We start from the raw sequence: 11,776 nt of genomic DNA on the forward strand, positions 1-11,776 counted from the left end.
GCCATGCGTGGATGCGCTGTTCAGCCGTTCTTGATGCCAATCGCAAGGCACCCTGCGATGATGTCGGGAACCCGTGCCGTCCTGCGCCGGTCAAAGGCCCCCATGAACCTGCCACCGCCGATGCCCGAAACCATCTCGCCGCCGCCCGCGCCGGCCATCTCCCGCCTGCATGCGGCATTCACCGGACTGCGCGACGCGTTGTCGGCCGAGATCGTCGGCCAGGCGGCACTGGTCGAACGCCTGCTGATCGCGCTGCTGGCCGACGGCCATCTGCTGGTGGAGGGGGCACCGGGCCTGGCCAAGACCACGGCGATCCGTGCGCTGGCTTCGCGCCTGGAAGCGGACTTTGCCCGCGTGCAGTTCACCCCCGACCTGCTGCCGGCCGACCTCACCGGCACCGAGATCTGGCGCCCGCAGGAAGGCCGGTTCGAGTTCGTGCCTGGCCCGATCTTCCACCCGATCCTGCTCGCCGACGAGATCAACCGCGCGCCGGCCAAGGTGCAGTCGGCGCTGCTGGAAGCCATGGGCGAGCGCCAGGTCACGGTCGGCCGGCATACCTATGCGCTGCCGCCGCTGTTCCTGGTGATGGCCACGCAGAATCCGATCGAACAGGAAGGCACGTTCCCGCTGCCGGAAGCGCAGCTGGACCGCTTCCTGATGCATGTGCGCATCGGCTACCCGGACCAGGCCGCCGAATCGGAGATCCTGCGGTTGGCCCGTGAGCGTGCCCGTGGTGCATTGGGCGAGGCCGCGCCGGCGCCGGACAAGATGCCGATGCAGGACGTGTTCGATGCCCGCCGTGAAGTGCTGGACCTGCACATGGCACCGGCACTGGAGCGCTACCTGATCGAGCTGGTGCTGGCCTCGCGCGACCCCTCGCGCTACGACGCCGGCCTGGGCCGCCGCATCGCCTGGGGGGCAAGCCCGCGCGGCTCCATCGCACTGGAGCGCTGTGCCCGTGCGCGCGCCTGGCTGGCCGGCCGTGATTTCGTCACGCCCGACGACGTGCGTGCGGTCGCCGCCGACGTGCTGCGCCATCGCGTGCTGCCCAGCTATGAAGCCACCGCCGAGGGCTGGGATGGCGAGCGCCTGGTGCAGGAGCTGCTGGCCCGGGTGCCGGCACCCTGAGCCTGCGCATGACCGATCGATCCCTGGAACAGGCACCGTCTGCGCTCGAAGGTGACGGCCTGCGCCCGCAGCTGGCCGAACTGGTCGCGTTGCGCCGGCTGGCACAGCGTCCGCCGCCGCCGCGCCGTGGCCGCACCGGCAACGCCGGCCAGGCGCCATCCCCGCTGCGCGGCCGCGGCATGGAGTACGCCGAGTCGCGCGACTATGTGGCCGGCGACGACGCGCGCCACATCGATTGGCGCGTGACCGCGCGCACTGGTCGCGCGCATACCAAGTTGTTCCAGGCCGAGCGCGAGCGGATCAGCCTGATCGTGGCCGACACGTCGCCGGCGCTGTACTTCGGTACCCGCGTGCGCTTCAAATCGGTGCAGGCCGCACGCGCGGGTGCTGTTGCCGCGTGGTCGGCGCAGCGCCGTGGCGATCGCGTGGGCGCGCTGCGTGGCAGCGACCGCGAAGCGCCGATCACCCCCGCAGGTGGGCCGCGCGGTGTGCTCCGCGTGCTCGACGCGCTGACCCGCTGGTATGCACAGCCGCCGGCCGACGATCTGGGCCTGGAGCGCGCGCTGGACCATGCCGGCCGCGTGCTGCGCCCAGGCGCGCGCATGCTGGTGCTGGCCGATCCGCAGCAGGCCATCCGCATTCCGCCCGCGCGCTGGAGCGCGCTGGCCCAGCATCACGACCTAAGCCTGGTGCTGCTGGTCGATCCACTGGAGCTGCGGCCACCGTCGGCGGCGTTGCAGTTCCAGACCGCGCAGCAGCGCATCGGTCTCGACCTGCGCCGCAGCGAAGTGCAGGCGCACTGGCAGGCGCATTTTGTCGAGCCGCTGCAGGAGCTGCGGCGCCAGCTCGGCGCGCGCCGCGTCGACGTGCAGGTGCTGTCCTCCGATGCGCCCAGCGACGCCTGGCTGGCGCCGTCGCCGACCGAGGTGCCGGCATGAGCGCCGCGCTGCCGTTGCGCGATGTGCAGCTGCCGCCGGCACCGTCATGGTGGCCGCCAGCCCCCGGTTACCTGATGATCGGCGCGGTGGTCATGCTGGTGCTGCTGGTGATCGCCGTACTGATGTGGCGGCGTCGCCGCCGTCGCCAGCGCTGGTTGCAGCTGTTCGATCAGGAACTGGCAACCGCCCCCGACGCTGCGGCCGAACTGGCGGCCATCGCCGGACTGCTGCGCCGTGCCGCACGCCATGCACGGCCGGGCAGTGAATCGCTGCGCGATGACGCCTGGTGGCAACGCCTCGACCCGCAGCGCACGCTGGCCGATGACCACCGCAGCCTGTTGGCCGAAGGCGCCTATCGCCCGCGCGTCGACAACCGCGACGTGGCGGCCATACGCAGCTGGGCCCGCGAACGCTACCTGGCGATGCTGCTGGAGCGCCGCCGATGAACCTGCTGGCAAGTTACTGGCCATGGCCGGACCTGCAGCTGGCGTGGCCGCTGGCTTTGCTGGCGCTGCCGTTGCCGCTGCTGATGCGCTGGTGGAAGCGCCGTGCAGCGCCGGGTGCTGCACTACGCGTCCCCTACGCTGCCGCCGAGCTGGAAGCGCTGTCCGGTGGTGGCCGCGTCGACGTGTCGTGGCTGCGCACGCTGTTGCTTTGGCTGGGGTGGTGTGCACTGTGCATCGCGCTGGCGCGACCGCAGCAGCTGGGCGAAGCCATGACACCCCCGCAGCAGGGCCGACAGATGATGTTGGCGATGGACGTGTCCGGAAGCATGGGCGAGGGCGACATGGTGCTGGGCGACCAGGCGGTCGATCGCCTGACCGCAGCCAAGGCCGTGCTTGCCGACTTCCTTGATCGTCGTGCGGGCGACCGCGTCGGCCTGCTGATCTTCGGTGACCGCGCCTACACGCTCACGCCGCTGACTGCGGACCTGGCCAGCGTGCGCGACCAGCTGCGCGACAGCGTGGTCGGCCTGGCCGGGCGCGAGACCGCCATCGGGGATGCCATCGGCCTGGCGGTCAAGCGCCTGCGCAGCCAGCCGGAGGGACAGCGCGTGCTGATCCTGCTGACCGATGGTGTCAGCAATGCCGGTGTGCTGGAACCGCTGCGCGCCGCGGAAGTGGCGCGCGCCGAGGGCGTGCGCATCCACACGGTCGCATTTGGCGGCGATGGCAGCATGCGGTTGTTCGGCATTCCGATTTCCACCGACCAGGATCCGGTCGATGAGGCCACCCTGAAGAAGATCGCCAGCATGACCGGTGGCCAGTTCTTCCGCGCGCGTGACACCGCGCAGCTGGCCGGGATCTACGCCGAGCTCGATCGCCTGGAGCCAGTGGCCGCGAAGGGCCCGAGCCTGCGTCCGCGCGAAGAACGCTATGCCTGGCCGTTGGGGCTGGCGTTGCTGCTGGGCGTGCTGGCCTGGCTGTGGCCGGAGTGTCGCCGATGATCGCGTTTGCTTCGAATCTTCCCGACTGGAACGCGCTGCACTTCCTGCGGCCCGAGTGGTTGTGGGCGCTGCTGGCGCTGCCGCTGATCATCGCGTTGGCGCTGCACCGGCAGCGACGCAGTGATGCGTGGCGGCAGGCGGTGGATGCACATCTGTTGCCACATCTGCTGGCCGCCGGTGCGAAGCGTCGCGTGCGCCTGCCATGGGCGCTGCTGCTGGGCTGGACACTGGCATCGCTGGCGATGGCCGGGCCGAGCTGGCGGCAGCAGGCGCAGCCGATGTTCCAGGCCAGCGCGCCGCTGCTGGTGGTACTGGACCTGTCCAGCCGGATCAGCGCAACCGATCTGCCACCGTCGCGCCTGCTGCAGGCGCGCGCGAAAGTAGGCCAGCTGCTGCGCGCTCGCCAGGGCGGGCAGGTGGGGCTGGTGGTGTATGCCGATGATGCCTACACCGTGGCGCCGCTGACCGACGACGGCAGCAACGTCGCGCTGTATCTGGATGCGCTGTCGCCGGACGTGATGCCGCGCGATGGCCAGCGTGCCGACCGCGGCATCGACTGGGCAACACGGCTGATGCGGCAGATCGGTGCGCTGCAGGGGCAGATCCTGCTGGTCAGCGACCAGGCGGATGGTGAAGCTGCACTGGCGGCAGCGCAGGCACGCAGCCTGGGCCTGCAGGTGTCGGTGCTGGGCCTGGGCACGCCTGCCGGTGCGGCCTACCGCGATGGCAGCGGGCAGATCCGCCAGGCTGCGCTGGATGAGGGCAGCCTGCGCGCGGTGGCCACTGCAGGCGGCGGCCGCTATGCACGCATCGCCGCCGATGACAGCGATCTGCGTGCGCTCGGTGTACTCGACGCGCGCGAAGGCACGGCGGCGCAGCGGCCGGGCGAAGGCAAGCAGTGGCGTGACGAAGGCTTCTGGCTGCTGCCGCCGGTGATGCTGCTGGCATTGCTGGCCTTCCGCCGTCGTGCGCTGCTGGCGGCGGTGCTCGCGGTCGGCCTCGTGCCATGGATGAATGACGCGCAGGCGCAGGCACCTGCGACGCAGGCCTCGCAACCCGCGCAGGGCACGCTGTGGAAGCGTAGCGACCAGGCGCAGCATCAGCGCCTGGCCGAGGGGGTCCAGGCTTACCGCAACGGCGACTTCACCACTGCACGCAAACGCTTCGAAGGCATCGACAACGATGCCGGTTGGTACAACCTGGGCAACACGCTGGCACGCGAAGGCAACTACGACGAAGCGATCGCCGCCTACGACCGCGCGCTGGCGTTGCATCCCGGCATGGCCGATGCGGTTGCCAACCGTGCCGTGGTCGATGCCGCGCGCAAGCGCAGGCAGTCGGGTGGCAAAGGCCAGGATCATCAGAAGCCACCGCAGAGCGGGCAGCATAAGCAGCAGAACGATACCTCGGGCCAGCAGAACCCGCAGGGCCAGAAGCCGCAGCAGGGCCAGCAGAATCCCGGCCAGGGCCAGCCGCCGTCGGGCCAGCAGGGGCAGCCCAGGGCGGGTGACGACAAGAACCCGTCGAGCCCGCAGCCCGGCCAGCGCGGCCGCGATGGCCAGCAGGCGCCACCACAGGTGGAGGATGCCAAGGCACAGGCCCAGGCCGATGAGCAGCAGCGCCAGCGCATGCAGCAGGCGATGCAGCAGGCACGCGAAGGCGAGGCTGGCAAGGACGGCAAACCCGTACCGGGGGCTGAGGGCCGCACACCGCGCGAGCGCGAGGAGCAACAGGCGGTGGAAGCGTGGATGCGGCGTGTGCCGGATGATCCGGGCGCGTTGCTGCGGGCCAAGTTCCAGCTGGAAAACGAACGCAGGAAGAGGGAAGGGCGATGACGCGGGCGATCAACATGCACGGGCACTGGTCACGGCCGGTACTGGCGGCGCTGTTGCTGTGGCTGCCGCTGCTGGCCTGGGCGCATCCACGCGCCTGGCTGGATCGCGACCGCATCGCGATGGGTGATACGGTCACCCTCAATGTCGAGAGCGATCAGGGCGCTCCCGACTTCACGCCATTGCGCACCGACTTCGACCTGAGCGGCCAGACCAGCAGCCGCCAGGTGGAATGGAGCAATGGCAGCATGCAGCAGCGCAACCTGTATGGCGTGGCGCTGACGCCGCGGCGCAGTGGTGCGCTGGTGGTACCGGGCCTGCAGGTGGGAAGTGCGCGAACCGCGCCGCTGACGCTGCAGGTCGATGCGGCCGCCGTGGCCGGACCTGACAGCAATGCGATGGCCTTCATCGAAACCGTTGTCGATGACGATACGCCGTACGTGCAGCAGAGCGTGGGCGTGGTGGTGCGGTTGTATTTCGCCTCGCAGCTGGCCTCCGGCGAGCTGGTGCTGGATACCCCGGCGGGCGCGTCGTTGCAGCGGGTGGGCGATGACCGCACCGACGTACGGCAGGTGAACGGGCGCCGCTACAACGTGGTCGAACGACGTTTCCTGCTGATCCCCGAGCGCAGCGGCGCGTTGCGGCTGTCCGGTGCGCGTTTCAGCGGGCGCAGCGCCGGAGGTTTCTTCGATGACTTCTTCGGGGGCGGCGATGGCCGCATGAATGCCACCGGCGCAGACCGCACGTTGCAGGTGCAGGCACAGCCGGCACAGGCGCCGCAGCCGTGGTTGCCCCTGCAGAGCCTGCAGCTGCGCTACACCAGCGCGCCCACCAGTGCCCGTACCGGCGAGGCAGCCAACGTGGTGGTCGAAGCGGTTGCCGAAGGCGCGACCCGAGCACAGTTCACCGACCTGCCGGTCCCCGATGTCGGCGCCAACGCGCAGGTGTTCGCCGAACCGGCACAGTACGAAGAGACCTTCAACGGCAGCACGCCGCGCCTGAAGATCACCCGCCGCTATTCGATCGTGCCGCGCCAGCCGGGTTCGCTGGTGGTGCCGGGACCACGCCTGCCCTGGTGGGATGTGCGCAACGGCAAGGCACAGGAAGCGAAGCTGCCGGACCTGACGCTGGCCGTTGCGGCCGGTACCGGCGCCGCCACTGCCTCGCCGGCAGCGCTGCCACCGATCGACACCGCTGCCGCGCTGCCGGGCAGCGATGGACAGGATGGGCGTATCGCCGCGACCGATCCACGCGCCAGCGGCCTGTCCGAGCGACCGTGGCCATGGATGGCGGCGGCCATTGGCCTGGCGCTGCTGTGGCTGCTGACCCTGTTGTGGGGCTGGCAGCGAGGCCGACGCCCGCGTGTGGCGGCGCCTGCAGCCGGCAAGCCCTCTGTGACGACCGTGGTGAGCGGGCGTGCCGGCTTGGCCGAACTGCGCCGCGCGCTGGATGGTGAGGGTTTCGATCAGGTGGAGGCGCGTCTGTGTGCGATGGCGGGCGTGGAGCGCATCGAGCAGGTGATCGCCCGGCTGGATGACCCGGCCCAGCGCCAGGTGTTGCTGGACCTGCAGCAGGCGCGCTGGGGCGGGCAGGGCGAACTGGCCCCGTTGCGCATGCGCCTGCGTGAGGTCTTCCGTGACGGACCGCACTGGTCGGTGGCTACCGGCGCCGCCGACACTGGCCTGGCGCCGCTGTATCCAACGCGGCGAACCTGAACCGGCGCCGCTTGCGCGCTTTGTTAGAGTGCATTCATTTTTCGAGGAAACCCGCGCATGACAGCAGCTGCTGCCGACAAGAAGAAGTTGCCCCTGCATTGGAAGATGGGCATCGGCTTTGCGATCGGCCTGATCCTGGGACTGATCGTGCACGCCCTGGGCGGCAGCGTCGATGGCCTGCAGGCCGGTGCCAAGTGGGTCATGGACTACGTCACCACCCCGGCGTCGGGCCTGTTCCTCAACCTGATCTTCATGCTGATCGTGCCGCTGATCTTCTCGGCGCTGATCATGGGCGTGTCGGAGATGGGCGACATCCGCGCCCTGGGCCGCATCGGCTGGAAGACCCTGGCCTATACCGTGCTGCTGTCCGGCATTGCCGTAGGCATCGGCCTGGTGCTGGTCAACCTGCTCAAGCCGGGCGCCGGCGTGGATCCGCAGGTCGCCGCGATGATGCTGTCGGAGAACGCCGAGCGCAGCAAGGAAATCGTCGCTGGCATCCATGGCACGCCGAAGGGCATGGACATGCTGCTGTCGATCGTGCCGAGCAATGTGCTGCAGGCCGCGTCGGACAACGGCGCGATCCTGTCGCTGATGTTCTTCGCGCTGATGTTCGGCATCGGCATGGTACTGACCGACAATGAGAAGGTCGCCCCGTTGCGCCGCGCCATCGAAGGCGTGTTTGAAATCTCGATGACCCTGATCAACCTGGTCATCCGCCTGGCCCCCTATGCGGTGGCCTGCTTCATGTTCAATCTGGCCGCGCTGTTCGGCTTCGAGCTGATCATCCGCCTGGGCGCGTACGTGGGCGTGGTGGTGCTGGCGCTCGGCCTGCACATGGTCGTGACCTACGGTACTGCCGTATGGCTGTCCGGCCGCTCGCCGCTGTCGTTCTTCCGCGATACCCAGGAAGCGACGGTGATGGCGTTCTCCACCGCCTCCAGCAACGCGACCCTGCCGACCGCACTGCGCGTGGCGGACCAGATGGGCCTGCCGCAGCGCGTGTCGCGCTTCGTGCTGACCGTGGGTGCCACCGCCAACCAGAACGGCACCGCCCTGTTCGAGGGCGTGACGGTGATCTTCCTGGCCCAGTTCTTCGGCGTGGACCTGAGCATTGGCCAGCAGATCATGGTGATGGCGGTCTGCATCCTTGGCGGCATCGGCACGGCGGGCGTGCCGTCGGGCTCGCTGCCGGTGGTGGCGATGATCTGCGCGATGGTCGGTGTGAACCCGCTGGGCATCGGCCTGATCCTGGGCGTGAACCACTTCCTGGACATGTGCCGTACCGCCCTGAACGTGACCGGCGACCTGGCCCTGACCACGTTGGTGGCCAAGGGCGAGTCCCATGACGGACCGGCGCTGGGCACGCCCCTCGATTGAACGCGCCCTGAATGCCATGGATACTATCCCGACGCATGGAAGGCGTCGGGATTGGCGCCGTGCGAAAGGGAGCAGAAATGAGGATTTCGTACGTGATGGTCGCCGCCCTGGGCCTGCTGGCTTTCGACGCCAGTGCCCAGAAGGCCTGTGAAACCAACTACACCAAGACCGGCAGCTTCTTCGCCGGGCGCACCTTCACCACCTGGGACGTGGTGCCCAACGTTACCCCGGCCGACGCTCTCAAGCGTATCCAGATCGAGGGCGTGAAGTCGGGCCTGAAGGTCGCCAGCGTGGACAAGGACCTGGGCATGCTGACCCTGGAACAGAACGTCCAGTTCAATGGTGGCCAGACCACCCTGCCGTGGAACGTGCTGGTTGAAGCCGAGGGCAAGGGTTCCAAGATCACCGTGACCAAGACCACCCCGGCTACCTACGCCACTGGCGAGGACTTCCAGAAGAAGTCGATGTGTGGCGTGATCGAGGCTGCCGCGCCCAAGTAAGGGGTTGGCGGGACCAGATCCCTTTCACTGGCAAGGGATCTGGTCCTACGCCTGAACCCGGCCCCGCGTCTGTGGGACAATAGGCCGCCCGCACGTCCGCGGCCGCCTCCCGATTCCGACAGAACCATGACGCAGCCTACCCGTCGCCAGTTGGCCAACGCCATCCGCTTCCTCGCCGCCGATGCGGTTGAAACCGCAAAGTCCGGCCACCCCGGCATGCCCATGGGCATGGCCGACATCGCCGAAGTCCTCTGGAACGACTACCTCCGCCATAACCCGAGCAACCCGCACTGGTTCAACCGCGACCGTTTCGTGCTGTCCAACGGCCACGGTTCGATGCTGCAGTACGCGCTGCTGCACCTGAGCGGTTACGACCTGCCGATCGAGCAGCTCAAGCTGTTCCGCCAGCTGGGCAGCCACACCGCAGGCCATCCGGAGCGCCACGAGACCCCGGGCGTGGAAACCACCACCGGCCCGCTGGGCCAGGGTTTCGCCAATGCCGTGGGCTTCGCCCTGGCCGAGAAGCTGCTGGCACAGCGCTTCAACCGCCCGGAGCTGGAAGTGGTCGACCACCGCACCTGGGTGTTCATGGGTGATGGCTGCCTGATGGAAGGCGTGTCGCACGAAGCGGCCTCGCTGGCCGGCACCTGGGGCCTGCACAAGCTGGTCTGCTTCTGGGACAACAACCACATCTCCATCGACGGCAACGTCGAGGGCTGGTTCACCGACAACACCCCGGAGCGTTTCGAGGCCTATGGCTGGAACGTGATCCGCGATGTTGACGGCCACGACCCGGACAGCATCAAGGCCGGCATCGAGGCCGCGCTGTCGCAGAGCGACAAGCCGACCCTGATCTGCTGCCGCACCACCATCGGCTTCGGTTCGCCGAACAAGGCGGGCAAGGAATCCAGCCACGGTGCTCCGCTGGGCAAGGACGAGCTGGAAGCCACCCGCAAGCAGCTGGGCTGGGAATACGGCCCGTTCGAGATCCCGCAGGCGATCTACGACGGCTGGCGCGCCAATGGCGCCGGCACCCTGCGCCAGGCCGAGTGGGAACAGCTGTTCGACAAGTACGCCAGCCAGTATCCGGCAGAGGCGGCTGAGCTGACCCGCCGCTCGCACGGCGAGCTGCCAGCCGACTTCGTTGCCAAGGCCGATGCCTACATCGCCCAGGTGGCCGCTGAAGGCCCGACGATTGCATCGCGCAAGGCCTCGCAGCTGGCCATCGAAGCCTATGCGCCGCTGCTGCCGGAAATCGTCGGTGGCTCGGCCGACCTGGCGCACTCCAACCTGACCCTGTGGAAGGGCAGCAGGTCGGTCGCCAGCGACGACGCCAACGCCAACTACGTGTACTACGGCGTGCGCGAGTTCGGCATGACCGCCATCGCCAATGGCCTGGCCCTGCACGGTGGCTTCATTCCGTTCGACGCCACCTTCCTGGTGTTCAGCGATTACGCCCGCAACGGCGTGCGCATGAGCGCGCTGATTCCGGCCCACGCCATCCACGTCTATACCCACGACTCGATCGGCCTGGGCGAAGACGGCCCGACCCACCAGCCGGTGGAGCACCTGGCCTCGCTGCGCTACATCCCGAACAACGACGTGTGGCGCCCGTGCGATGCGGTCGAGTCGGCGGTGAGCTGGAAGGCCGCGATCACCCGCCAGGACGGCCCGAGCTGCCTGGTGTTCAGCCGCCAGAACCTGCCGCACCAGCCGCGCAGCGCCGAGCAGATCAAGCAGATCGAGCGCGGCGGTTACGTGCTGGCCGATGCCGCCGGTACCCCGGACGTGATCCTGATCGCCACCGGTTCGGAAGTCTCGCTGGCTACCGAAGCCAAGGCCCAGCTGGATGCGGCCGGTATCAAGACCCGCGTGGTCTCGATGCCGTCCACCGACGTGTTCCTGCGCCAGGATGCGGCCTACCGTGAATCGGTGCTGCCGAACGCGGTGCGCAAGCGCGTGGCCGTGGAAGCTGGCGTCACCGGTTTCTGGCGCCAGTTCGTAGGCCTGGACGGTGCGGTGATCGGTATCGACACCTTCGGTGCCTCGGCCCCGGCCGACCAGCTGTACAAGCACTTCGGCATCACCACGGCGCACGTGGTGGAAGCGGCCAAGGCGCTGTAAGCAGCGACATGGAGTGATGAAGGAAAGGCCGGCGCAAGCCGGCCTTTCTCTTTTTCTGTGGGGCGAAACGAATCGGTCGTCTTGCCAGTAGATCCACGCCGTGCGTGGATAAACGCTACATCGCCTCGCGCACGTCCATTAACGCGAACCCCAGCAGGTTCAATCCGCGCCACTGTGCCGGGTTGTGCGCGTCGGCGTGGTCCTTGGCCAGGCCGATGCCCCAGATGACGTCCACCGGGCTGGCTTCGACCAGCACCCAGCCTTCGGTAGAGCGCAGGAACGCGCCCAGTTCCGGGTTCTGCGCGAACTTGGCCTTGTTGCCCTCCACGACTAGGTCGTAGCGTGCCTGCGTCCAGAGCGCCTCGTCGAAGCCTTCGATCTTGCGGCCGAGCGCCTTGGCCTTGTCCGGCGTGGCGCTGGCGATGATCGTGTCGAGCAGGCCGGTGGCACCGAACAGGCGCGCCTTGCCGGCCATCATGTAGTGCTCGGCGGTGCGGTAGTGCATGCCATCGATGTCGAAGCCTGCGTCATACCACTGGCTGAAGCACGAGGCGGACACACCGATGCGCGGCGGCTGGTGGCCCCAGAAGCAGAGGTAACGCAGGTCTTCGCCTGCGGCCTGGCGCTGCTGCAGGTCACGCAGGAAACGGGAGTCGTCTTTCATCGCTACAGGATACCGCGTCAGCGACGGCGCTCCGGGAGCTGCCAAGCTTGG

The 11,776-nt window shown here is 68.6% G+C and carries 10 protein-coding genes; 9 read left to right on the plus strand and 1 reads right to left on the minus strand.

Annotated elements, in window-relative coordinates; genetic code table 11:
• Positions 1 to 102: 102 nt before the first annotated feature.
• The 9 genes from AC5P5V_RS11675 (at position 103) to tkt (ending at position 11,061) form a co-directional block, all read left to right on the plus strand.
• Positions 103 to 1,128: an AAA family ATPase gene (locus AC5P5V_RS11675; RefSeq protein ID WP_049411374.1), complete on the plus strand. Its 1,026-nt coding sequence runs from the start codon at positions 103 to 105 to the stop codon at positions 1,126 to 1,128.
• 8 nt (positions 1,129 to 1,136) lie between these two features.
• Positions 1,137 to 2,066 carry a DUF58 domain-containing protein gene (locus AC5P5V_RS11680; protein WP_231352276.1) on the plus strand — a complete coding sequence of 310 codons (930 nt, stop codon included), beginning with the start codon at positions 1,137 to 1,139 and terminating at the stop codon, positions 2,064 to 2,066.
• Positions 2,063 to 2,512, plus strand: a complete 450-nt coding sequence (locus AC5P5V_RS11685) for a DUF4381 family protein (protein ID WP_231352275.1) — start codon at positions 2,063 to 2,065, stop codon at positions 2,510 to 2,512. The genes AC5P5V_RS11680 and AC5P5V_RS11685 overlap by 4 nt, the downstream gene beginning before the upstream one ends.
• The gene (locus AC5P5V_RS11690) at positions 2,509 to 3,513 is read left to right on the plus strand and encodes a vWA domain-containing protein (RefSeq protein WP_134969406.1); all 1,005 of its coding nucleotides are present in this window, start codon (positions 2,509 to 2,511) and stop codon (positions 3,511 to 3,513) included. The genes AC5P5V_RS11685 and AC5P5V_RS11690 overlap by 4 nt, the downstream gene beginning before the upstream one ends.
• On the plus strand, positions 3,510 to 5,348 hold the full coding sequence (locus AC5P5V_RS11695) for a tetratricopeptide repeat protein (protein ID WP_231352274.1): 1,839 nt from the start codon (positions 3,510 to 3,512) through the stop codon (positions 5,346 to 5,348). Before AC5P5V_RS11690 ends, AC5P5V_RS11695 begins: the two co-directional genes overlap by 4 nt.
• Positions 5,345 to 7,060: a BatD family protein gene (locus tag AC5P5V_RS11700; protein ID WP_231352273.1), complete on the plus strand. Its 1,716-nt coding sequence runs from the start codon at positions 5,345 to 5,347 to the stop codon at positions 7,058 to 7,060. Before AC5P5V_RS11695 ends, AC5P5V_RS11700 begins: the two co-directional genes overlap by 4 nt.
• A 57-nt stretch (positions 7,061 to 7,117) precedes the next feature.
• Positions 7,118 to 8,437, plus strand: a complete 1,320-nt coding sequence (locus AC5P5V_RS11705; RefSeq protein ID WP_065185312.1) for a dicarboxylate/amino acid:cation symporter — start codon at positions 7,118 to 7,120, stop codon at positions 8,435 to 8,437.
• 77 nt (positions 8,438 to 8,514) lie between these two features.
• The gene (locus tag AC5P5V_RS11710; RefSeq protein WP_227837915.1) at positions 8,515 to 8,937 is read left to right on the plus strand and encodes a hypothetical protein; all 423 of its coding nucleotides are present in this window, start codon (positions 8,515 to 8,517) and stop codon (positions 8,935 to 8,937) included.
• Positions 8,938 to 9,063: 126 nt separating this feature from the next.
• Positions 9,064 to 11,061, plus strand: coding sequence for a transketolase (gene tkt, locus AC5P5V_RS11715; protein WP_134968090.1), 1,998 nt, complete (start codon positions 9,064 to 9,066; stop codon positions 11,059 to 11,061).
• 115 nt (positions 11,062 to 11,176) lie between these two features.
• On the opposite strand, the gene ybiA is transcribed toward tkt, so the two are convergent.
• The gene (gene ybiA, locus AC5P5V_RS11720) at positions 11,177 to 11,725 is read right to left on the minus strand and encodes a riboflavin biosynthesis intermediates N-glycosidase (protein ID WP_061479329.1); all 549 of its coding nucleotides are present in this window, start codon (positions 11,723 to 11,725) and stop codon (positions 11,177 to 11,179) included.
• Positions 11,726 to 11,776 lie beyond the last annotated feature (51 nt).

It is taken from the genome of Stenotrophomonas sp. YJH_SMC_130, from assembly GCF_059369035.1.